Annotated in this window: 17 protein-coding genes; 10 read left to right on the top strand and 7 right to left on the bottom strand. The window is 46.2% G+C overall.

Going from position 1 to position 23,571, the window contains the following annotated elements:
- Window positions 1-9 precede the first annotated feature (9 nt).
- From trpD to trpB, 4 genes are all read right to left on the bottom strand, one after another.
- A complete protein-coding gene (gene trpD / locus DWX84_RS15050; protein ID WP_048928684.1) occupies window positions 10-1,008 on the bottom strand; it encodes an anthranilate phosphoribosyltransferase in 999 nt (332 codons plus the stop codon).
- Window positions 1,009-1,177: 169 nt separating this feature from the next.
- A complete protein-coding gene (locus DWX84_RS15045) occupies window positions 1,178-1,744 on the bottom strand; it encodes an aminodeoxychorismate/anthranilate synthase component II (RefSeq protein WP_048928685.1) in 567 nt (188 codons plus the stop codon).
- Between the two features lie 122 nt (window positions 1,745-1,866).
- Window positions 1,867-3,270 (bottom strand): anthranilate synthase component I family protein, encoded by a 1,404-nt coding sequence (locus DWX84_RS15040; RefSeq protein WP_008779674.1) that lies wholly within the window; start codon window positions 3,268-3,270, stop codon window positions 1,867-1,869.
- Window positions 3,267-4,451, bottom strand: coding sequence for a tryptophan synthase subunit beta (gene trpB, locus DWX84_RS15035; protein WP_008772462.1), 1,185 nt, complete (start codon window positions 4,449-4,451; stop codon window positions 3,267-3,269). The genes DWX84_RS15040 and trpB overlap by 4 nt, the downstream gene beginning before the upstream one ends.
- Before the next feature lie 451 nt (window positions 4,452-4,902).
- On the opposite strand from trpB, the gene DWX84_RS15025 reads away from it, so the two are divergent.
- Together DWX84_RS15025 and DWX84_RS15020 are read left to right on the top strand one after the other, a co-directional pair.
- Window positions 4,903-6,336, top strand: coding sequence for an aspartate ammonia-lyase (locus DWX84_RS15025; RefSeq protein ID WP_005863095.1), 1,434 nt, complete (start codon window positions 4,903-4,905; stop codon window positions 6,334-6,336).
- Between the two features lie 118 nt (window positions 6,337-6,454).
- Window positions 6,455-7,390 carry a sugar phosphate isomerase/epimerase gene (locus DWX84_RS15020; protein ID WP_048928686.1) on the top strand — a complete coding sequence of 312 codons (936 nt, stop codon included), beginning with the start codon at window positions 6,455-6,457 and terminating at the stop codon, window positions 7,388-7,390.
- 50 nt (window positions 7,391-7,440) lie between these two features.
- Here the strand turns inward: DWX84_RS15020 and DWX84_RS15015 are convergent, their stop codons facing one another.
- The 3 genes from DWX84_RS15015 to DWX84_RS15005 all read right to left on the bottom strand — a co-directional run bounded on the left by DWX84_RS15015 (window position 7,441) and on the right by DWX84_RS15005 (window position 9,209).
- Window positions 7,441-8,013 carry an RNA polymerase sigma-70 factor gene (locus DWX84_RS15015; protein ID WP_005857830.1) on the bottom strand — a complete coding sequence of 191 codons (573 nt, stop codon included), beginning with the start codon at window positions 8,011-8,013 and terminating at the stop codon, window positions 7,441-7,443.
- 66 nt (window positions 8,014-8,079) lie between these two features.
- Window positions 8,080-8,826 carry a 2,3-diphosphoglycerate-dependent phosphoglycerate mutase gene (gene gpmA, locus DWX84_RS15010; RefSeq protein WP_048928687.1) on the bottom strand — a complete coding sequence of 249 codons (747 nt, stop codon included), beginning with the start codon at window positions 8,824-8,826 and terminating at the stop codon, window positions 8,080-8,082.
- A 14-nt stretch (window positions 8,827-8,840) separates the two neighbouring features.
- A complete protein-coding gene (locus DWX84_RS15005; RefSeq protein WP_005857809.1) occupies window positions 8,841-9,209 on the bottom strand; it encodes a DUF488 domain-containing protein in 369 nt (122 codons plus the stop codon).
- Between the two features lie 160 nt (window positions 9,210-9,369).
- Between DWX84_RS15005 and DWX84_RS15000 the strand changes: the two genes are divergently transcribed.
- The 8 genes from DWX84_RS15000 to DWX84_RS14965 all read left to right on the top strand — a co-directional run bounded on the left by DWX84_RS15000 (window position 9,370) and on the right by DWX84_RS14965 (window position 23,491).
- Entirely contained in the window at window positions 9,370-10,389 is a 1,020-nt protein-coding gene (locus DWX84_RS15000) for a FecR family protein (protein WP_036615587.1), read from the top strand.
- Window positions 10,390-10,623: 234 nt separating this feature from the next.
- Window positions 10,624-13,737 (top strand): TonB-dependent receptor, encoded by a 3,114-nt coding sequence (locus DWX84_RS14995; RefSeq protein WP_122378557.1) that lies wholly within the window; start codon window positions 10,624-10,626, stop codon window positions 13,735-13,737.
- Window positions 13,738-13,766: 29 nt separating this feature from the next.
- Window positions 13,767-15,431 (top strand): SusD/RagB family nutrient-binding outer membrane lipoprotein, encoded by a 1,665-nt coding sequence (locus tag DWX84_RS14990; RefSeq protein ID WP_122377549.1) that lies wholly within the window; start codon window positions 13,767-13,769, stop codon window positions 15,429-15,431.
- A gap of 172 nt (window positions 15,432-15,603) precedes the next feature.
- Window positions 15,604-18,909 carry a SusC/RagA family TonB-linked outer membrane protein gene (locus DWX84_RS14985; RefSeq protein WP_048928209.1) on the top strand — a complete coding sequence of 1,102 codons (3,306 nt, stop codon included), beginning with the start codon at window positions 15,604-15,606 and terminating at the stop codon, window positions 18,907-18,909.
- A 4-nt stretch (window positions 18,910-18,913) separates the two neighbouring features.
- Window positions 18,914-20,509, top strand: a complete 1,596-nt coding sequence (locus DWX84_RS14980; protein WP_121961199.1) for a SusD/RagB family nutrient-binding outer membrane lipoprotein — start codon at window positions 18,914-18,916, stop codon at window positions 20,507-20,509.
- An 89-nt stretch (window positions 20,510-20,598) separates the two neighbouring features.
- On the top strand, window positions 20,599-21,000 hold the full coding sequence (gene nikR / locus DWX84_RS14975; RefSeq protein WP_005857797.1) for a nickel-responsive transcriptional regulator NikR: 402 nt from the start codon (window positions 20,599-20,601) through the stop codon (window positions 20,998-21,000).
- 92 nt (window positions 21,001-21,092) lie between these two features.
- A complete protein-coding gene (locus DWX84_RS14970; RefSeq protein ID WP_121961200.1) occupies window positions 21,093-22,964 on the top strand; it encodes a TonB-dependent siderophore receptor in 1,872 nt (623 codons plus the stop codon).
- Between the two features lie 131 nt (window positions 22,965-23,095).
- The gene (locus DWX84_RS14965; RefSeq protein WP_009275015.1) at window positions 23,096-23,491 is read left to right on the top strand and encodes a response regulator; all 396 of its coding nucleotides are present in this window, start codon (window positions 23,096-23,098) and stop codon (window positions 23,489-23,491) included.
- Window positions 23,492-23,571: the final 80 nt, after the last annotated feature.

Raw genomic sequence — 23,571 nt, 5'->3', positions numbered from 1 at the left:
TATGTTTCTTTATCTTTGGTTCAAAGATATAAATTTACGGAATGTAGCCAATGCTTTTCCGCTTTCCAATGATTCACGTGCCTCGGCGATACACGTCTCGATCTTCTTCTCTGGACAGATCACTTGGATGGCGAAGGCGGAGTTGGCGATCACGCAGCTCTTTTGGGCCTCGGTAGCCCTGTTCCCTAATACGGCGTCGAAGATACGGGCCGCTTCCTCCGGGGTCTCTCCGCCATCGAGGTCCGCTTCCGTGCAACGTTTGAATCCGAGCATCTCCGGGGTATAAAGCTTCTCTTTCTCCGGCATGGCTACCTTGAAATCGGCCGTGAGGGAGATCTCGTCGTAACCGTCCAAGCTATGTACCACGGCGAAACGGGTACAGCTCTCTTGATACGTATAATTATATAGGCGGAGTAGCGGGAGGTTATATACGCCTAACAATTGGTAAGTAGGCATGACCGGGTTGACCAGCGGGCCGAGCATATTGAAGAAACTGCGTACGCCGAGGCTCTTCCGTACCGGAGCTACCGCTTTCAGCGCCGGGTTGAACAAGGGGGCGTGGAGGTAGGCGATATGGCAGGTATCCATGGAGGTACGTAGCTTATCGATATCGTTCGTGAATTTTACGCCGTGTTGCTCCATCACGTTGCTGGCGCCGCTCACCGAGGTAGCCCCGTAGTTACCGTGCTTTACGACATTGTAACCGGCACCGGCCACTACGAAACAGGAACAGGTACTGATGTTGAACGTGTTTTTTCCGTCGCCTCCGGTACCTACGATATCGATCGGTTTGTATTCGCTTAAATCTACCGGTACACGCATCTCCAGCAAAGCTTCCCGGAATCCGGTCAATTCCTCTACAGAGATACTGCGCATCAGGAATACGGTGATCAGGCTGGCGATCTGGGAATCGTTGTAGCGTCCCTCCGCTATGTTCTGGAGGATGTTCCGGGCTTCTTCCCGGCCTAGATATTGGTGCTCGAATAATCTGTATAATATTTGCTTCATGTCTGTAATGTGTTGAATGATAAAATATTGCAGTTTTGCGATATTTCTTTATCGAAAAACTTTTGTTTCTCTAGGGGAAAACTCTTGTTTCTTGCTTGAGAAACATTAGTTTCACCATAGAGAAACTGATGTTTCGTTAGGAAGAAACTATAAGTGCCTTAGGAGGTAATTAGCGTTTCAGCCAGTTCTCTATAATAGTCTTCCCTTTGGGTGTCAACACGGATTCCGGATGGAATTGGATACCTCGTACATCGTACTCACGATGGCGCAAGCCCATGATCTGTCCTTCTTCCGTATCGACCGCCGTAATTTCCAGACAATCCGGGAAGTTTTCCTTGGAGACCGCCCAAGAATGATAACGCCCAACACGTATACCCGGTTCCAGTCCCTCGAAGATAGGATCTTTAGCGACAATTCGTATATCGGAGCAAACGCCGTGATGCACGTCGGTAAGGTTTATCAATGTGGCGCCGAATGCCTCGCCGATGGCCTGCTCGCCTAGGCAGACACCTAGGATGCTCTTTGTCGGGGCGTACCGGCGGATCAAGGGGAGGAGGATGCCGGCTTCCTCGGGGATGCCCGGTCCCGGGGATAATAAGATCTTATCGAAACGCTCTATCTCTTCCAAGGAGATCTTGTCGTTGCGGTGTACCTCTACGTCCGTACCCAGTTCCTTCAATATATGTAGCAAATTGTAGGTGAAGGAATCGTAATTATCAAATAATAATATCTTCATTTTATATATATTGTTGTTGTTGTAGAGACGGGGCACGCCCCGTCTCATCCTTTCAAAATGGTAACTTAAAATACTATCAGACTGTGGGAGACGGGGCACGCCCCGTCTCTACAACCGGATAATCAATTGATTAATTTCTCCGCTAGATCTATCGCCTTCTTCAAGGCTCCCAGCTTATTGTTTACCTCTTGCAATTCACGCTCATCGTTGCTCTTAGCCACGATCCCGGCTCCCGCCTGATAGTAAAGTACGTTGCCACGGCTGACGAAGGTACGGATCGTGATCGCTTGGTTCAAATCACCATCCAGACCGATAAAGCCGATACAGCCGCCGTAAGCACCCCGGTTATGATGCTCGATGTCGGTGATCAGTTGCATGGCCCGTACTTTGGGGGCTCCGCTCAATGTGCCGGCGGGGAAGGTATCGACGTAGGTCTTTACCGGGTCGCTATCGGTGTTGATCTCGCCGCTCACACGGGATACGAGGTGGATGACGTGGCTGTAGTATTGTACCTCCTTATAGAAATCCACTTGCACGTCGTGGGCGTTCCGGCTGAGGTCGTTGCGGGCGAGGTCTACCAGCATCACGTGCTCGGCGTTCTCCTTGGGGTCGGCAAGCAGGGCCTCGGTACGCTGCTTGTCTACCTCGATATTACCGGTACGGAAAGCGGTCCCGGCGATCGGGTCGATGCTGGCGTGTCTGCCCGTTACCTTGCAATGCGTCTCGGGGGAAGAGCCGAAGATACGGAAACCTCCGAAATCGAAATAGAACAAATAAGGAGAGGGGTTGATGCTGCGAAGAGCCCGGTACACCTTGAAGTCGTCTCCCTTGAACGGTTGCTCGAAGCGACGGCTCAATACGATCTGGAAGACATCCCCCCTGAGGCAGTGCTTGATGCCTTGGCGGACCATCGCCTTGTATTCCTCGCCGGTGATCGGGGAGGTCTCGGGACCCGCTGTCTGGAAGTTATAGGAGGCGAAGTTACGGTTCTCTATCAATGTCTCGATTTCTTCCAGCCGGCTAGCCTCGTCCTCTTGGAGCATCTCCACTAGGGTCAACTCGTTCTTGAAATGATTGAAGACAAGGATATACTTATATAATATGTATAGCATATCGGGGGCGTCGTTCTCCTCGTGATGAACTTCCATGACCGGGATGTTCTCGAAATAACGGACGGCATCGAAAGCCGTGTAGCCGAATAATCCGCAGACTTTCTTGTCCGCTCCCTCCACCTTGAAGCGGCCGAGAAAAGCGTTCATCGCCTCGGGTACGTTATAGTCTTCGGTGAGCGGGGTAACCTCACGGGTCTCGTCGGGGAAGGTCGCCGTGCATTCCCCGTTGTTGATACCGATGCTCGCCAAGGGGCGGAGCGCTATAAAGGAAAGGCTATTCTCGTTTCCGTGGAAGTCCGAGCTTTCCAACAGGGCCGATTCCGGGTAGATATCCCGCACTTTCAGATAGATGCTTACGGGAGTGTGAAGGTCGCCCATCACCTTCTTGCTTATCGTTTTGAAAGAATAATTCATGATAATTTATAATTAATGTAAGTGTCCATATCTTTATCGCCACGGCCCGAGACAGTCAGTACCACCACCTCTTCCGGCTTGAAGTTTACCTTGGCCAAGGCCCCCAAGGCATGGGCGCTTTCCAAGGCCGGGATGATTCCTTCCAGACGGGTCAACTCGAAAGCGGCCTCCAACGCCTCGTCATCATCTACCGCTAGGATTTGCGCACGGTGCTTTACGGAGAGGTTCGCGTGGATCGGGCCGATGCCCGGGTAATCCAAGCCGGCGGAAACAGAATAAGGTTCCTCGATCTGTCCGTCCTCGTTCTGCATGACCAAGGTACGTGCCCCGTGGATGATGCCCTCTTTACCCAATTGGATCGTGGCGGCGCTCATGCCGGAGTGGATGCCCTTGCCGCCGGCCTCGGCCAAGACGATCTTCACCCGCTCGTCATCCACGAAATGATAGATCGTACCGGCGGCGTTACTTCCCCCGCCTACGCAGGCGATCAGGTAATCCGGGTGATCCCTTCCTTCCTTCTCCAGCAGTTGCTTCTTGATCTCCTCGCTGATAACGGATTGCAGCCGGGCTACCATATCCGGATAAGGATGGGGGCCTACCGTAGAACCGATAATATAATACGTATCCGAAGGATGACAGCACCAGTCACGGATCGCCTCGTTCGTGGCGTCTTTCAAGGTCATGTTTCCCGAGGTCACGGGCACGACGGTAGCTCCCAGCATTTCCATCTTTTGTACGTTGGCATGTTGGCGTTCCACGTCTGTCTTCCCCATATAAACGATACATTCCATATTCATCAAGGCACATACCGTAGCCGTAGCCACTCCATGCTGTCCGGCACCCGTCTCGGCGATGATACGGGTCTTCCCCATGCGGCGGGCTAGGAGGATCTGGCCGATCGTATTGTTGATCTTATGTGCTCCGGTATGGTTCAAGTCTTCCCGTTTCAAATAGATCTTGCATCCGTACTTCTCGCTCAACCGTTTGGCCAAGTAAAGAGGGGAGGGGCGGCCTACATAATCACGCAATAACTGATCGAACTCTTCCTTGAAGCTATCGCTCTCCAACACTTGCAGATAGGTATTCTGTAAATTTTCCACGCATTGATGAAGGATCTCGGGAACATAGGCCCCGCCGAACTCACCATAGTAACCATTCTTGTCAACTTGATACGTTTTCATCTTTTATCTATTTTAGTTATTTTCCTTTTGAATTTGCCATAAAAAGAAAAGAGGCCTGCCGCAAGTGCGACAGACCTCTTTATATCTTTATGTAGTGTTTATATATACATACGAGTCTTCGTTCCTTACGACCTTTTGAGTTGTACGGAGCGCCACCACCAATATGTATTTACTACGAATGTTCTCATGACTCTGTTTTGTTATTACGGCAGCAAATATATGGAATCTTTGACAAACAGCAAATAAAATCGTACTTTTTTTATGAATGAGATAAAAAAGATCAGAAGGTCTATTAAAACTGCTCTATTGACAAATTGTAATTCATTGAGCCTTGTGTAGACGTGTATTGGCGTTTTTGGTATTTGTTTTTATTATTTCGAAGAATAATTTGCTTTCAAAATAATAGTTTCTACCTTTGCGGAAACAATAAAAAACGATTAATATTTCTAATATGGATACTAAATTAACTGGAAAAACTCGCATAGAGAGCGATTTGATCGGCGCTCGTGAAATCCCCGCCGAAGCATTATACGGAGTTCAAACCTTGAGAGGAATCGAGAATTTCTCAATCAGTAAATTCCGTTTGAGTGAATATCCTTTATTCATTAAAGGATTAGCTATAACAAAAATGGCGGCTGCCATGGCTAACTTTGAATTAGGCTTGCTTACCGTAGAGCAAAAAGACGCTATCATCGCCGCTTGTGGGGAGATTCTCGATGGTAAACATCACGACCAGTTCCCGGTGGATATGATCCAAGGCGGAGCGGGTACCACTACGAATATGAACGCGAATGAGGTGATCGCCAACCGTGCCTTGGAGCTGATGGGGCATGAGCGGGGTGAATACCAATACTGCTCACCGAACGACCATGTGAACTGCTCGCAATCCACGAACGACGCATATCCGACCGCTATCCATATCGGTATGTATTTTAAGCATCTTCAATTGCTTCCCCATTTGGAGGAATTGATCGCCTCTTTCCGTAAGAAAGGAGAGGAGTTCTCGCAAATTATCAAGATGGGACGTACGCAGTTGGAGGATGCCGTACCTATGACGTTGGGGCAGACCTTTAATGGCTTCGCCAGCATCTTGCAGGATGAGATCGCTCACTTGAATGAGGCCGCCGCCGATTTCTTGGTGGTTAATATGGGAGCTACCGCTATCGGTACGGGTATTTGTGCCGAGCCGGGATACGCGGAGAAATGTATTGCGGCTTTACGTGAGATAACCGGATGGGATATCCGTCTCTCCTCCGATTTGGTAGGAGCTACCTCGGATACTTCTTGCTTGGTAGGCTATGCTTCCGCCATGAAGCGGGTTTGCGTGAAGATGAATAAGATATGTAATGACCTTCGCTTGTTGGCAAGCGGCCCTCGTTGCGGTTTGGGTGAGTTTAACTTGCCTGCTATGCAGCCGGGTTCTTCTATCATGCCGGGTAAGGTGAATCCTGTGATCCCGGAGGTGATGAACCAGATCGCTTATAAGGTAATGGGTAATGAATTATGTGTGACCATGGCCGGGGAAGCCGCCCAGATGGAGCTGAACGCCATGGAGCCGGTGATGGCACAATGCTGCTTCGAGTCCGTGGATTTGCTGATCAATGGTTTCGATACCTTGCGTACCCGTTGCGTGGACGGTATTATCGCTAACGAGGATCGTTGCCGTGAGGAGGTACATCATAGCATCGGCGTGGTGACGGCCTTGAATCCGGTAATCGGCTATAAGAACTCGACCAAGATCGCGAAGGAGGCGTTGGAGACCGGCGTTAGCGTTTATCAATTGGTACTGGATCATGGTATCTTGACCAAGGAGGAATTGGATACGATCTTAAGCCCGGAGAATATGATCAAGCCGGTGAAGTTGGATATCAAGCCTCGCCGTTAATCGAGTCCTATTATATAATGTATACCATTTGTGGACCGTATAGGTGGATTTTTCCATCCTATGCGGTCTTTTTTTAGATTATAATCTCTATCTTTGGACTGACTTAATTCTAATAATCATGATAAATAGACGAGATTTTTTAAAGAATGCGTCCCTTTTCACCTTGGGTGGCCTGATGGCCGGAAAGGTCGGGAGCACAGATGCGGCTAAACCTGTCACTTCTGAAACGATGGCCGCTAAGACAGTTGGTTTACAAATCTATTCTTTAGGCAAGGAACTTTATGCGGATGTACCCGGTGGATTGAAAAAGATCAAGAAAATGGGGTACACGAATCTGGAATTGGCCGGTTACAAGGAAGGCAAGATCGGCGGTGTAGACATGATGGAATTCAAGAAGATGGTGGATGATGCCGGATTGAAGATCACCAGTTCCCACGTGAATCCTCCGGTACGTGAGTACACGAAGGCCAATCGCTCCCAGATCTCCGAGTATTGGAAGAAGACGGCTGATGACCATGCCAAACTAGGCGTGAAGTACTTGATCCAGCCCGGGCAACCGAGTACCCGTAGCACCGAGGAAACCGCTTTCGTCTGCGAGATTTTTAACGAGGCGGGTAAGATCGTGAAAGCGGCCGGTATTCCTTTCGGCTATCACAACCATGAGATGGAGTTCGCCAAGGTAAATCCGGGTAGTACGGAGGCCAAGCTGGGAAGGCGTGTGAAAGGAGATTGCATCTATGAGTTGTTCTTGAAGAATACTGATCCTTCGCTTGTATTTTTCGAGATGGATGTTTATTGGGCCGTGATGGGACAACAAGATCCGATAGAGTGGTTGAAGAAATATCCGAACCGTATTAAGGTATTGCACATCAAGGACCGTGCTATTCTAGGCGAGTCCGGGATGATGAATTTCGAGAATATATTCCAGCAAGCTTACGCGAATGGAATCAAGGATTATTTCGTGGAGTTGGAGGGTATGCCTGACGGACGTTCCCAGTTTGAGGGCGTGAAAGGCTGCGTGGATTATTTATTGAAAGCACCGTTCGTGAAATAAGTCTTTTGACTCATTAAAAAAACGCTCATGGCGGTAGGATGCTTCCTCCGTTATGAGCGTGTTTGTTCGTAAAGCAGCCATACCAATAAAGGGATATAGTCCTTTAATTTCGTCCGTAATATCTTGAGCGCTTGAGAGATGCGGTATGCGATTGTTTTGGGGGATACGCCTGTCCGCTCGGCGATCTCGTTGTAGGTCATTTCCTCGAAACGGTTCATCTCGAATGCCTTACGGTATTCATCCGGGAGCTCCCGGATGGCCTTGGAGGCCAAGGCCATCAGTTCTCCTATATAAAAATCAGGATTCTCGAATTGCTCTTGGAACTTGGCGTACAATCTCTCGTGCACTTGTTGCTTAACCTGTATGTGGCTGATCGTATTGAGGCATTTATTGCGGACAATGGTGAAGAGGAGTGATTTCAGGGACATGTCCGCTACTAGGGATTTTCGGTTTTCCCACAGCCACATCATCACGTCTTGTACGATCTCCTCCGATTCTGGTACTGTTACATATTGGGAGGCGAAGGCGCACAATCCCCGGTAATATTGTTTGTACACGGTGTCGAACGCTTGTTCGTCTCCTGCGATAAGTTCTAGTGAAATTCGTTCTGCGTTCTCGTCCACAATAGTGTTTAAGTTTGTTTGGTTGCAAACTTAATGAATAATTCCGGATAAGAGGCATGAATCCCGCTACTTTTTCTTTCCTTGGTTGGCTACGGCTTCCATGAGTTTCTTGATTTCCTCCGGGTCGCCAAGGAAATAATCATTCACGAGTTTCAAGTCATCATCGAACTCGAACACGTATGGAACGGCTGTCGGGAGATTCAGATGAACGATCTCTTCATCGGAGATGTTTTTTAAATATTTGATGATTCCCCGCAAGCTGTTTCCGTGAGCGGCGACAAGGATCTGGTCGGCGGTCCGGAGCGTCGGGAAGATAACCTCTTTCCAATAAGGGAGAATCCGCTCAACCGTATCTTTCAAGGATTCCGTACGGGGCAACTCTTTATCCGGCACGTCTTTGTAGCGGATATCGAAGCGAGGGTTACGAGGGTCGCCTTCCGATAGGGGAAGCGGGGCTATATCGTAACTGCGACGCCAGATCAAGACCTGCTCGTCTCCATACTTTTGGGCGGTCTCGCTCTTGTTCAACCCTTGTAGCGATCCGTAATGTTTCTCGTTCAGCCTCCAGCTCTTCTCCACCGGGATCCAGTCTTGGTCCATGCGATCCAATACACAATTCAAGGTTTTGACAGCCCGTTTTAAATAAGAGGTATAGGCTTTATTGAACACATATCCTTTTTCTTTCAATAAGTTGCCGGCCCTATAAGCTTCGGCCACGCCTTTTTCTGTCAAATCCACATCGGTCCAACCGGTGAACCGGTTCTCTTTATTCCATACACTTTCGCCGTGGCGAAGCAATACGATACTTTTCATAGGTCTTTTTATTTTTATGATTTGTTTTTCTCGAAATCCTCGATGACTTCTTTTAATATAGGTAGATGACTATGTTGTACATCCTTCGCTGCCGTGAGGAAAGTGACAACCGGATGCTTCTCGATCTCTCGTAAGAAAGGAATGAAATCCGGGTTCTGCTTGATCTCCATCCCGTAGCGACCTTGGAATACTTCCCAATGCCTGTCTTTATCCTCGTGGAACCATTGGCGTAACTCCTTAGATGGAGTGATGTCTTTTCTCCATTCGTCAAACTTCGCATCCTCTTTCTTCAGTCCTCTGGGCCATAGCCTGTCGAGAAGAATGCGATAACCATCCGCCTCACTTGGCTCCTCATAAATCCGTTTTAAAAGAATCTTTACCATAAGAAGTCTCATTTTGTGGTAAAACAGTAGAAAGAGGGATATTGTTGAGCCTTTCTTTAGGAACGGTATTTTTGCCATTATTCAATTTTCTTGAAAAAAATCGTTTTTTTGTTTAGTACATCTTTTGTCTCAACTGTATTAATTATAGAAACAAGAAAAAATGGAAATAAACGAAGACATATTGATCCGATACATCGATGGGATGTTGACCGAGGAGGAAGCTGTGGAGGTGAAAAACTGGCGGGCCGCCTCTCTAGAAAACGAGAAACTGTTGGAGCAGGTCTATTTTACAGCTCAAGTGGCAAGTCGCCTAAAAGTCATGCGGACCGTGAACCCGGACGAGGCGTTGTCTCGTTTTAAATCAAGAATCCATAAGAAAGAGAAAAGATTAGCTTTAAGACAAGTGTTAGGTGTTATTCAACGGGCTGCGGCCGTGTTATTCATTCCAGTCTTTCTTTTATCCGCTTATTTGTTCATACAGCAGGGTCAAGGGAACGTGCGTACGCTAGCCGTACGCACGAATCCTGGGGTGGTTTCGGCATTCGATTTACCTGACGGTTCTAAGGTTTGGCTGAATGCCAATAGCGAATTGAGATATCCTTCGGATTTCAATGCGGATACCCGTACGGTGGAATTAACCGGACAAGGATATTTCGAGGTGACGAAGAATGCCCATAAGCCTTTTATTGTGAAAGCGGATAAAGATTACTCGGTAGAGGTGTTGGGTACTTCTTTCAATGTATCCGCTTACAAAGACGAGAGTATGATAGAGACCACCTTGGTAGAGGGATCGGTAAAGTTGAACGTCGTGTCCGGAGGAAAGCGAATGACACAGATGTTGAAGCCAAACGAGAAAGCTGAGTATCAAAAGGGTGCTGACAAGATCAAGGTGTTCGACGTGAATACCGAATATGACACGGCTTGGAAGAACGGGGAGATTATCTTCAGGAACCATCCGATGGATAAAGTATTGAAAACGCTGGAACGTCATTATCACGTAGTATTCGAGGTAAAAGATAACGAGATACTCAAGTCCATAATAACAGCCCGTTTCAAGGACGAGCAATTGCCTCAAGTATTGGAATACCTGAAATTGGCGTCGGGAATCCAGTATGCGATACATAAACCTACCGTTAAGGACAGTGGATCGGGAACCTCAGTCGTGGAAATATCAAAATGAGAAATAATGTGTAACCTTCTAAAATACGTCTGCCCATGAAGAAAGAATAAACAAGGATTAAAAACATACGGAAGAATATTGGCGTATTCTCCCGTACGAAAAGTCAAGAAGAGCTGTTGGCGCAGCTACAAATAACTTTATTATAAATAGTAACACTACAAAAATATGAATAAAATTGTAACCTTAAATGCTTTAAGGGGGAATAGTTATTCTCTTTTTCGAAAAATTCCGTTAATGATTAACATGGGGGTATGCGCATTCTGTTTGGTACCGGCCATGGTTTTCGCAGAGAACACGCATGAAGTCACAGTCTTAAACGCTCAACAACAGACACGAAAAGCAGTCGGTGTCGTTACGGACAAAACGGGCGAGGCTATTATTGGTGCTAACGTAATTGTTAAAGGAACTACCAACGGTACCATCACGGATATGGATGGCCGTTTCGAGTTGGATGTTCCTAACAATGCGACTTTACAAGTTTCCTATATCGGTTTTAATACGCAAGAGATCGTCTTTACCGGACAACCTTCTATCGAGGTTCAATTGGTCGATGATACGCAAGCCTTGGATGAAGTCGTGGTAACCGCTTTGGGTATCAAGCGAGAGAAAAAGGCTTTGGGATATTCTATGTCTGAATTGAAAGGCGAGTCCCTGACGCAAACCCGTGATGCTAACGTGGCCAACGCTTTGGCTGGTAAGGTAGCAGGTTTGCAGATCAAGCAAAATGGTACCGGTGTCGGTGGTTCCTCTCGTATCGTGATTCGTGGTAATAACTCTATTACTGGTAATAACCAGCCGTTGATCGTTGTGGACGGTGTACCTATCGATAACTTTAGCGGTGGTACGGATGACTATTGGGGTAACGGTAACGTGGATAAAGGTTCCGGTATCTCTGATATCTCCCCGGATGATATCGAGAGTATGTCCGTATTGAAAGGCCCGGCAGCCGCGGCGTTGTATGGTAGCCGTGCAGGTAACGGTGTCGTGATGATCACGACTAAGAAAGGTAGCCAGAATAAAGGTTGGGGCGTAAGTATCAACTCGAATTTCACGGCTGAGAACCCGATGCAAACCCCGAAGTTCCAAGATGTATACGGACAAGGTATCGACGGCGCTTTCGATAATAATAAAGCGACGAGCTGGGGTGCCGCTATGGACGGTTCTTCTAAGGATATGGCGATGGGTTCTTACCAGTATGCGGCGAGAGACAATGATTTATATAAGGATTTCTTGCGCACTGGTACCACTTGGACAAACAGCGTGGATTTGAGCAAGAGTTCCGAGGATATCACTTTCCGTGCCGGCGTGACACGCTTGGATAATAAGGGTGTTGTTCCGAATAGCGGAATGGATCGTACGTCTATCAACTTGCGTTCTACGGCTAAACTGTCTAAATGGTTATCGGCCGACGTGAAGGTTAATTATGTAAGCCAGCATACGAACAACCGTGTGAAATTAGCGGGCGACCCGGATAATATCTTCCTTAACTATTTAAGTATGCCCCGAAGTGTGGGCTTCTCTGACTATGACGCCTATAAAGATAATGATTGGAAACGTGCGGACGGAAAGCCCGCTGGTTATCTGATCGACACGGGAGCCAACGCCAATAACCCGTATTGGTCCGCTTACCGCAATACGAACAAGGATAAGAAAGACCGCTTTATCGGATTCGCGGCCTTGGATTTCACGTTTACGGATTGGTTGAGCTTGAAGCTTCGCTCTGGTATGGATAATTACACCATCCAGTATGAGACAATCCGTGCGACAGGTAACCCGTATTGGGAGAACAACGGTAGCATGACAGCCAATATGGAGAAATTCACCGAGATCAACTCCGATTTCTTATTGACAGCTAAAGGCAACTGGGATCGATTCGGTATCGTAGGTACGGTAGGTGGTAATATGATGTACCGTAATTCTACATGGTACAAGGAATCATCCGGTGAGTTTGTGATTCCCGATTTCCATGCGATCGCCAACGGTAAGACACATGGTGGTGAGTATACTCGCAACCGTAAACAAATCAACTCGCTATATGCTACGGCATCATTGTCTTGGGACGACTATTTGTATTTGGACTTAACTGCTCGTAACGACTGGTCTTCAACACTTCCAAAAGACAATGACTCTTATTTCTACCCGTCGGTAGGTGTTAGCTGGATTTTCACCCAAATGTTGAATAAGATGGGGCATAACACGGGTATTCTTTCTTTCGGTAAGATCCGTGCGTCTTGGGCTCAGGTAGGTAATGATACGGACGCTTATATGTTGCGTGACTATTATAATATCAGTTATGATATTAAAGGGGGTATTTTTAATGCCAGCAACGAGGATTGGATGGCAAATCCAAATTTAAAGAATGAGACGATCAACTCTTGGGAGTTAGGCCTTGAGTTGAAGGCGTTTGAGAATAGGGTTGGTGTCGACGTAGCGTATTATAAGAAGAACGCCAAAGACCAGATCTTAAAGATCGATGTTCCTTCCGCTACAGGGTTCAAGAAAAAGATGATCAACGCCGGTAATATTGAGAATAAGGGTGTAGAGGTTGCGTTTAACGCTACTCCTTATATCTCCGAGAGTGGTTTCCAATGGGATACTCAGTTGAACTGGTCAAAGAATATCAACAAGGTAATTTCATTGACAGATGATACGAAAGAGCAGATCCTTAGTGACGCATCAGTAAGTTTCTTGAAGATCGTCGCTCACGAGGGGGGAGCCTATGGAGATATTTACGGTTACGCTTATCAACGGGATGATAACGGCAACATTATTATCGGTGCCGATGGTGTTCCTTTGAGAACGGACGATATGGTATTGTTGGGTAACAACCAGCCGAAATGGATGATGGGTTGGAGCAATACCTTGTCATATAAGAATTTCGTGTTGAACTTCATGTTCGATATGCGTTATGGTGGTGATGTGTATATGGGATCTATCCGTGCGGGTGCTTCATCCGGTAATTTAGAGATGACGTTGGATGGTCGTGATGGTATGGTTGTTCCGGGGGTATTGGCCGATGGTACTCCCAATACGAAGAGTATTACGGCTCAAGCTTATTGGAATGGTCTTTCTAGCAATAACGTGACAGAGGCTTATATGTACGATGCGACAAACATCCGTTTACGTGAGTTGAGTTTGGGTTATAATTTCCCGAGAACGATGTTGGCGAAGACTCCATTTACTTCCGCTCGCTTGAGTTTCGTGGCTCGTAACTTGTTCATGATTTATAGTAAGACAAAGGGATTCGACCCGGAGGCTGCTTATACATCTGGTAACGCCCAAGGTATCGAGTACGGTTCTATGCCTACTATGAGAAGCTTAGGTTTCAATATTAATTTGGCATTTTAATGAAACATAAATCTAAAAATGGAATTATTATGAAAAGTAATATAAAGATATTAGCAGCTTGTTCGTTTATGATGGCGAGTATGGCCAGTTGCGACCTGACAGGTATAAATGATAACCCGGATAAGCCGACGGATGATGTAAATTACAATATGAGCGAACCTCGATTGGCCTCTACGCTACGTGGTGGGATGATTATCGATGGTGATGTGGAACAACGCTTGAAACCTTTGCAAATTGATTTCTACTCTCAAATGTTGGTCGATGGCGGTGGTTGGGCAACTAAGAATTATATCCAAAATGACGAGTGGAACAATTTAACATGGCAAGCGTATCTGACACAGATTTCTTCTATCAATATCGTGATCCGTAGTTTGATGGAAAAAGATAAGGACTTATACGCTAATACGATCGCTTTCGCTCGTATCTGGCGTGTGTATATCCATAGCCTGGCTGCGGATAAGTTTGGTCCGATGCCTTTCCCGGCCTATGCTACCGTAGAAGATAATCCTCCTTATAAATCGGTGAAGGATATCTATTATGAATATTTCACGGAATTGGATGAGGCGTTGAATAGCTTTAACGATAGCGCTGAGCCTATATTCTCGGATGCAGGTATCGACTTGGTCTATAAGAATGACGTTTCTCTTTGGAAAAAATTTGGAAACTCCTTGCGTCTTCGTTTCGCTGTTCGTCTATCTGAGGTGGATCGAGAGAAATGTGTCGCTGAGGCAAATGCCGCTTTGACATCTCCTTGTGGTTTGATCTCAAGCAAGGCTGATAATGCTTATATGCCTCCAAAAGCGGATGGTTCTTGGGGACAGGACTATAACTATACGATGTTCCAGATTACTTGGAGCGGTCCGATCTGTATGTCTAAGTCATTTGAGAAATTAGTGACTAATATCGGTAATATCGATTGGCCTGCCGGCGTGGTAAACCAGACATCCGGAGTTGCCGTATCGAATGTACATCCCGCTAAGGTAGACCCTCGTGCCCCGAAGATGTTCCAGCCGGGTATTGAGAATGGTGATTGGAAAGGTTTGGTATACGGTGCGAAAGCAGAGGAGGCGAATACTGGTATTTATCAGTCTAAGCAATGTGCAGAGATGGGCTTTATTATTAAAGATGGCGCTCCGTATAAATCTCGTCCTTATGATATGTTCCTTTCTGAGGAAGTTGATTTCTTGAAAGCTGAGTTGTTCGCCCGTAATTTGGTCGCCGGTGATGCTAAAGCTGCTTATGAGGCAGGTGTACGTGCTTCCTTCGAGACTTGGGGTGTATCGGGTGATGTTGAGGAGTATTTGGCTTCCACGGAAAAGAATGAGGCTGGTACCAGCGCGAAATATGACGATCAACAAGGCGCAGGCAATACGGCTTTAGAGAAGATCATCACGCAGAAATATATCGCCGGACTTCCAGATTTGGCGCAGGAAGCTTGGAATGACAAGCGTCGTTTGAACTTGCCTCGTTTGGATGTGGCTGTTTATCGAGATCAAGCTGTATATAATAATAGTGATACAAATATCTTGAATCCTCAAAATTTCATCAAACGTATGAAATACCCGATGAAAGAGCAATTGGTAAATGCTGCTGAATATGAGAAAGGCAAATCCATGTTAGGTGGGAAAGGTGATGTGGTTTCGACCCCGATTTGGTGGGATAAGAATTCCAACTATTGCACATCTTCAAAATAAATAAACAGACAGATTGATTATATTGAGCTTTAACAGAAGCTGATGGTTATTCTCGTTTGGAGATACTTATCTGTGAAGAACAGTACTCCAAGCGAGATTTTTTTGTTATAATTGAATAGTATTAGATAATAATTCTTACATTTACCCATGATAAATTGTGCGTGTGTAAATTATGAGATTATATATTTATATCTTCATTCTACTATTATTATGTATATTCCCGCTGGGCGCCCAACAGGAACGTTCGGAATCCTATATTCGTATCTCTCCCCCGGTTAGCTTGGCTGGCGCTCTGGATGAGATTGAGAGTCAAACCAATTATTCTTTTATTTATGACGCTCAGGTGATCAATTTATCTGAGAAAGTGCGTAAATCTTTATCCGGACGTACGGTTTTCGAGATTTTAAATTTATTATTTAAGAACACGGAGATCGTCTATACGGTCATGAATGACCAGATCATCTTGAATAAGAAAGAGGCGATAATCCAAATGCAACAAAAGCTGGATGGTAAGGTAAAAGGCATCGTGACCGATCACAAAGGAGAGCCTATTGCCTGCGTGAATGTGGTGGAAAAAGGAACGAGAAACGGTACGATTACGGATATGGATGGCAGCTTTGTATTGGAGCTTCCCGAGGAGGCTACTTTGGTTTTTTCTTATATCGGTTATCGTTCACGGGAAATTGAGTATGAGGGGCAATTGTCATTGAATGTGCAGTTGGAGGATGACGCCCAGATTTTGGACGAGGTAGTTATTACGGCTCTTGGTATCGAGAAGAAAGAATCTTCCTTGCCTTATGCCACCCAGTTAATCACAGGTGGGGAATTGGTAAGGGCCAAGGATTTTAATTTTATGAGTACGCTTTCCGGAAAGATGGCTGGACTCCAGATTAACCGGACTTCCGCCGGTCTGGGTAGCTCGTCCCGGGTGATTATTCGAGGTAGTCGTTCCGCATCCGGAAATAACCAGCCTTTGTATGTGATAGACGGTGTCCCGATCTTGAGCATTAGCAGTGAGCAAGCCTTGACAACGATCGGTGGTACGGCCGATGCCGGTAACCGGGATGCGGGCGATGGTATCTCTAATCTAAATCCTGATGATATAGAGAGTTTGAGTGTCTTGAAAGGGGCTTCGGCCTCTGCGTTGTATGGGGGACAAGCGGCGAACGGTGTGATCTTGATCAAAACGAAAAGAGGTAAGGCCGGGGTACGGAATATTCATTTCTCCTCGTCGCTGACTGTTGATCAAGCGATCAGTCTCCCCAAGTTTCAGAATGAGTTCGGACGGATGGAAGGGGCGGAAACTTGTTGGGGAGACCGGGCTTCTCTTCCGGTCTATGACCCTGTCGGCGATTTCTTCCGGACGGGTATTACCGCTATTAACTCATTGATATTTACGGCAGGGAATAGCCATGTGCAAAATTATTTTTCGTATGCCAATACGACCGCACGGGGCATCGTTCCTAAGAATAATTTAAGCAAGCATAATTTTAATCTCCGTGAAAGTTCTTCTTTCTTTGATGATCGTTTGATCTTGGAGGGGCAGGTAAACTTGATACTCCAAACAATCAAAGGAAAACCTACGGCCGGGGGATTTTATATGAACCCGTTACAAGGTTTATACACGTTTCCTAGAGGGATGGATATGGCACCTTATAAGGAGAACTTTGAGGTATATAACGAGAAACGGAATATGAACGTCCAGAACTGGTATACTACGATTACTGATTTTGAGCAAAATCCTTATTGGTTGGTCAACCGTACGGAAAACGAGGACAAACGTGCCCGTGTGTTGGCGTTGGCTTCCGCTAGTTTCAAGGTGACAGATTGGCTTACATTACAGGGCCGTGGAAATATCGATTATGTGAATGATAAGTATCAGCAGGAAATATACGCTTCTACCTCTCCGGGTATCGCCGGTGAGAACGGGCGTTACATTTATTACACCTACCAGACTACGTTGCTCTATGGGGATTTGATGGCCAAATTGAATAAAAGCTGGGGTGATTTCTCCTTGAACGCCGCTATCGGTACGAGCATAACGGACACACGCACCAGTGCGTTGAGGCTGGATTCGAAAACGGCTTCCTTGTATTATCCGAATGTCTTTACGATCGCTAATATTAACATGTCGTCCAGTGCCTACATCGAGGAGTCGGATGACGCACGCCGGCAAATGCAATCCTTTTTTGCTATGGCGCAGTTGGGATATAAGGAAAGCCTTTACTTAGATGTGACCGCACGTAATGACTGGTCATCTACCCTTGCGTTTACGGAACGTAAATCAAGAGGTTTTTTCTATCCTTCAGTCGGTCTTTCTTGGATTATCCCTAAATCCTTTTCGATGCCTTCCTTGATATCTTTTGGGAAAGTACGGGCTTCTTGGAGTAAGGTGGGTAATGATATACCCTTATTCGTTAGCAATACGGTAGGCCATATCGCCGCGGGCGGGATTCCCCAGCCGAATGATACGGCTCCGTTCGGTACCTTGAAGCCGGAGATGAGCAGTTCTTTTGAAATAGGTACCGAATGGAAATTCTTTGATTATCGTATGGACGTGGATCTTACGTTCTATAAGACCAATACGAAAAATCAACTCTTCTCTTTACCTTCTTCCGCTGGAGCCGCATACAAGTATTATTTTGTGAATGCGGGAAATATACAGAATATGGGAGTGGAATTGACGTTCGGTGCGGTTCCTATCTTAACGAATCAGTTTAAATGGAATACGACACTCAACTTTTCCCGGAATAAAAATGAAGTAAAGAAACTACATGATGATTTGGCTAGCTTTATTCAAGGAGATGAAGGATTCTCCTCTAGCTATACGATGCGTTTGGTGGAAGGTGGCTCGTTTGGTGATATCTATGGGAAAGCTTTTGAGCGGGATAAATATGGTGCGATCGTGTATGGTCGGGACGGCTTGCCCCAAGAGATCGGCAGCGGGAATACGGCTAAGGTGGGGAATTGCAATCCGGCGTTCTTATTGGGTTGGGGAAATAGTTTCACGTATAAGGATTTCTCGTTCTATTTCTTGATTGACGGGCATTTTGGGGGAGATGTGCTGGCCCAGACTCAGGCTGTGCTTGACCAAACGGGAGTGAGTAAGGTTTCCGGAGAGGCCCGTACGATGGGGTATGTGGATTTGGAAGGGCATCATATTTATAACATAAAAGGATTTTATGAGCAGGTGGGAGGACGAAACGGTGTGACTGAATATTATATGTACGATGCTACCAATATCCGTTTGCGGGAGTTATCTTTGGGATATACGCTACCGAAGAGATTGCTGGGGAGAAAACAATTTCTCAAAAAGGCGGAACTGTCTTTTGTCGCCCGGAATCTATTCTTTATTTATAAAAAGGCTCCATTTGATCCGGATGCCGTGCTTTCGGCGAGCAATAGCAATCAAGGGATTGATATATTCGGGATACCGACTACGAGAAGTGTCGGCTTTAATGTGAAACTTTCATTCTAAGCGTATGAAGACGAGATTTCTGAATAAGATGGCAGCTCTGTTGGCTGTATTACTCCTTTTTTCCTGTACGGGTAAATTCGAGGAGTATAATACCGATAATACGGGTTTTACCGATGAGCAGAAAACGTATGATTATAATACGTTCGGTGTCTGGCTAAAGGTAGTCCAGATGGGGATTTATTTTAATTATGATTGGGGGAGTGGCAAGAACTGGCATTTCCAGACGATGCAAAATCTGAATGCGGATATGTTTTCCGGTTATATGCATGATTTTAAACCCTTCAACGCAGGATTGGGGAATACGGTCTATAATTTGCAGGATGGCTGGAATGGTACGATGTGGGATAATACGTATGGATATATCATGACGGAGATAAAGCAGACGGAAGATCATTCCCGTGACAAATATCCGGCTTTCTATGCGATCGCTAAAATACTGAAAGTAGAGATCATGCATCGGATCTCGGATTATTATGGCCCGATCGTGTATACAAAGTTTGGGGAGTCGGATGCCGGGGTAATGCCGGATTCCCAGAAAGACGCTTATTATGCTTTTTTCCAAGATTTGGGGGAGGCTATTCACCTGCTGTCTGAATATGATGGAGAGGAAACCTTTTCTCGTTTCGATATGATTATGCCGGAGAATTACAGGACGTTTGGGGAATGGATGCGTTTCGCCAACTCATTACGTTTGCGCTTGGCGATTCGTATTGCTATGGCTGACCCTGATAAGGCAAGGGATGAGGCGCATAAGTCGCTGACACATCCAGCCGGTTTGCTGGAGGAGGCTTATGAGGTCGTCGCGGTTTCTACCGCCGGAACCGGCTATTCGAATCCGCTGGGGGAGATCAATAAGGCGTGGGGAGAGGTTTTTATGAACGCTAATATGGAATCGATCCTTAAAGGATATAAAGACCCTCGGTTATCCCGTTATTTTGAGCCTGCTACCGGAAAGGGATATTCCGGGGAGTACCGGGGAATCCGGCAAGGGACAGGATTTAATCATTCCCGCTATAGTGAGCATTCGAGAAGTACGATTACCCAGAAAACGGACGCTATCTTAATGACGCCTGCGGAAGTTTGGTTCTTACGTGCGGAGGCAGCCTTGCGGGGCTGGTCCGGGGAGGACGCCGGGACTTGCTATGAGCAAGGCGTACGATCATCGTTCAATCAATGGAGGGTAGGAGAGGCGAACGCTTATTTACAAAGTGATCATGTTGCCGCCGATTTCGTGGATACGTTTACTCCCGACTATTCGGCGAAGGCGCTTTGCTTGGTGTCTCCGGCATGGGATGAAGAAGCCTCTAGGGAGACCAAGCTGGAGAAGATCATTACCCAAAAATGGATCGCTTGTTACCCCGAGGGCTGTGAGGCTTGGGCGGAGCAGAGGCGTACCGGTTATCCCCGTTTGTTCCCGGTTTTGGTGAATAAAAGCAATGGAAAGATCGATACGCGAACGATGATTCGTCGTTTGAATTTCCCGGTTAGCATTATTTCCGGTAACCCGGCTCAATATTCCGCCTTGTGTGAGTATCTGGGAGGTCCGGATACCGGAGGTACCCGCTTATGGTGGGATACCGGAGTGAATTTTCGTGATTAGCGACTAATTTTTCCTCTTCCTGCCGATAGAATACCGAGATTCTTGAAAAAACACTACCTTTGGCACCGAAAATTATAAAAAAAGGGTTTATGTCTTTAAAACGTTTTGGTGTCTCTTTGGAAGACAATCTGTTGGAATCATTGGATCAATATGTGAATGAGAATGGCTTCGCCAATCGTTCACAGGCGATTCGTTTTCTGATAGAGAAGAATGTAGCCGAACGTAAATGGCAATGCAACCATATCGTAGCCGGGACGATCGTGATCATGTATGACCAAGTCAAGAAAGAGATCTCCTTGAAAATCACGGGTATCCAACAAAATTATAAGGATGTGATCTTGTCGTCTTCCCAGTATTATATCAATCAGAATTTTTGCTTGCATATAGTGACGGTGATGGGAACGGCTCACCGCTTGACAGAATTGTCGGATAAGTTGACGACAATCAAAGGCATTAAGCATGGTAAGTTGGTGATGAGCCGGGCGGATTAATGCTTTTTTTTGCAGGCTTGGTAACACGTTTTCTGGTGAACGTGCCACTACGGGATGTTTAAAATGATAAATATTATAGATGTAAGTAGTATATGAGAAAAGAACTTTTACTAGTTTCCGGACTGTTGATAGGCTCCATGGCGTTTGCGATAGATCCGGCAGAGATTGACAGTCTGATCAATTTGAAAGGGGTGGTGGTTTCCGCCAACAAGATCCATGTGAACCGGAACAGTGTGCCGTTATCTATCTCGGTCATCGAACGGGAAGAGATTGAGGCTAGCAGTGAATCGGCGTTGCTTCCCGTATTGTCGGAGCGAGTACCCGGGCTGTTTGTCACGGAAAAAGGGATTACAGGTTTTGGCGTCTCCGAGGGAGCGGCCGGGACGGTTAATATCCGGGGTGTCGGACAGAGTAATAAGGTCTTGATGTTGTTCGACGGACAGCCTCAATGGGCCGGTATATTCGGCCATTCGCTTCCGGATACCTATGTGGCTTCGGACGTGGAAAGGGTGGAGGTGATCCGTGGGCCGGGTTCCTTATTATACGGCTCGAACGCTATGGGAGGTGTCGTGAATATCATTACCCGCCAGCATAATCGGCCGGGACGACGTACACAAGCCCGTATCATGTACGGCTCGTATAACACCCAGAAGTATATGATTAATAATGGGTACAATATCGGTAACTTTAGTAGTTATATCTCCTTGAATCATGACCGCACGGATGGACATCGTCCGGATTCGAAGTTCCATATCACGAATGGTTTCGCTAAGTTAGGATATAAGATTGATGATCATTATAAGGTGACGGGAGACGTAAGCTTAGCTAAGTTCAAGAACCAGAACCCGGGAGAGATAACAAATCCGCTTATCGATAATATAATGAATATCCTGCGAGGTACTACCTCCTTCGCTTTAGAGAATAATTACGGGAAGACAAGTGGTGCCCTTCGTGCTTTCTACAACTGGGGCCATCATAAGATTGATGATGGGTATAATCCGGGCGGGACGCCTAATCCTTATCTGTTTTATTCGGACGATCATAATGCGGGTTTCTTGCTTTATCAGTCTTTCCGCTTGGTGAAAGGGAATAGTTTTACGGTCGGCATCGATTATAAGAACTGGGGTGGTCACGCATGGCAGGATAGTATCAATGATAACCAGAATGAGTTGGTGAATAAGACCGTGAACGAGGTAGCCGGATACGTTATCATGCAGCAGGATCTATTTGACAAGGTAAGCTTGAACGCCGGGGTTCGTTATGAGCATAACAGTATCTTCGGCGGCGAGTGGATTCCGCAGGCCGGCTTCACGGTACGTCCGTTCGAGGGAAACGTGATAAAGGCTTCTTTGTCGAAAGGCTTCCGGAGTCCGAATATACGGGAGATGTACATGTTCCCGCCTCAGAACCCAGATTTGAAACCGGAGCGCATGATGAACTACGAGGTATCCATCGGACAGACATTCTTGGATGGCAACTTGTTTACGGAGTTGACCGCCTTTTTTATCGACGGGCAAGATATGATCGAGACGACACGTATAGACGGACGCCCTAAGAATGTCAATACGGGTACTTTTACCAATAAAGGTATCGAGTTCGATTCCCGCTACCAGATTCTCAAGAATTTAAGCCTCGATATGAACTATAGCTATTTGCATACGAGCAAGGCCCTGCTGGCGGCTCCGGCGCATAAGTTTTTCGCTGGCGTGATGTATGCCCCGGGACGTTTCACTTTCAACGTGAACGTACAATCCATTTTCGACCTTTATATCAATACGGCGGACAAGGTGAAAGAGGATTACACGGTTCTGAACGCGAAGGTAGCCTACCGTTTCGGTACACGTGATAAAGGCTTGAATCTATTTGTCAAAGGAGAGAATTTAACGGCTGCCCGTTATTCCATCAACGAAGGATTCCCGATGCCGAAGGCGATATTTATGGGAGGTATAGACGTAACTTTCTAGCATGGGTGGAAAAAGAACTTCCCCGAATACTCATATCTCCTTGAATTTTATGTCTACTTTCTAATATTTGTTTTATCTTTGCTTCATCAGAGTTTATTTGATTTTGATTAAAAGAATAAAACGTTATATATATGGATGTGAAAAATGATTTGGGGGGAGGAAAGCCCACGTTGCTAATCGCAGAGGATGAGGAAAGTAATTATTTACTTCTGAAGACCATTTTACATAAATATTGTAATTTGATCCGTGCTAAAACTGGTTTGGAAGCTTTGGCTCTCTTTAAGGAAAACGAGGTGGACTTGATCTTGATGGATATAAAGATGCCTGAGATGACGGGTATCGAGTCTTTGAAAGAAATCCGTAAGCTGTCGAAAGATATCCCCGTAATCATGCAATCGGCTTATGTATTCGACTCTGATATGGAAGCCGCTAAAGAAGCCGGGGCTTCTGGTTTTATCACGAAGCCGATCAATCTAAAGGTATTGAAAAATACGATATCGCAGTATTGTCCGTCGATCGTATGGTAAGGATTTATTAAGATGTTTTAGATTTGTATAAACGGCATTTTGTCGTATTTTTTGTTATTTTTGTAGGAAATCGTCAAGAG

The sequence above is a fragment of the Parabacteroides sp. AF21-43 genome, from assembly GCF_003635435.1.
GTDB classification, from domain to species: domain Bacteria; phylum Bacteroidota; class Bacteroidia; order Bacteroidales; family Tannerellaceae; genus Parabacteroides; species Parabacteroides distasonis.
This window is presented reverse-complemented; position numbering and strand designations above follow the sequence as displayed.